Source organism: Bradyrhizobium sp. BRP19, from assembly GCF_020194195.1.
GTDB lineage: Bacteria > Pseudomonadota > Alphaproteobacteria > Rhizobiales > Xanthobacteraceae > Bradyrhizobium > Bradyrhizobium yuanmingense.
Genome location: NZ_JADYVZ010000233.1, coordinates 1 through 392, shown reverse-complemented (window position 1 = coordinate 392; position 392 = coordinate 1). Strand labels below are relative to the sequence as shown.

The 392-nt window shown below is 65.8% G+C and carries 1 protein-coding gene; it reads left to right on the top strand.

The genetic code is table 11. The annotated features are described in order from the left end of the window. Nucleotides 1–392: FAD-binding oxidoreductase (locus I6F36_RS39335; RefSeq protein WP_276573765.1), on the top strand; the 392-nt coding region annotated here is incomplete at both ends.

Below are 392 nucleotides of genomic sequence, written 5' to 3'. Positions count from 1 at the left end.
GCCGGAGACGCCGCTGCTGCTGCTCGAGTTCCACGGCAGCGAGGCCGAGGTCGCCGAGCAATCGAAGAACTTCAAGGAGATCGCCTCCGAATGCGGTGGCCTCGGCTTCACCTGGACCACCAGGCCCGAGGACCGCACCAAGCTCTGGCAGGCGCGGCATGACGCTTATTGGTCGGTGAAGGCGCTGCGGCCCGGCTCCGGCGTGGTCGCGACCGACGTCTGCGTGCCGATCTCGCGATTGGCCGATTGCGTCACCGAAACCGAAGAGGATCTGAAGCGGCTCAATCTGCTGTCGCCGATCGTCGGCCATGTCGGCGACGGCAATTTCCATTGCTCGCTGGTCTGCGACGTCGACGATGCCGAGGAGATGGCGCGCGGCGAGGACTTCATGC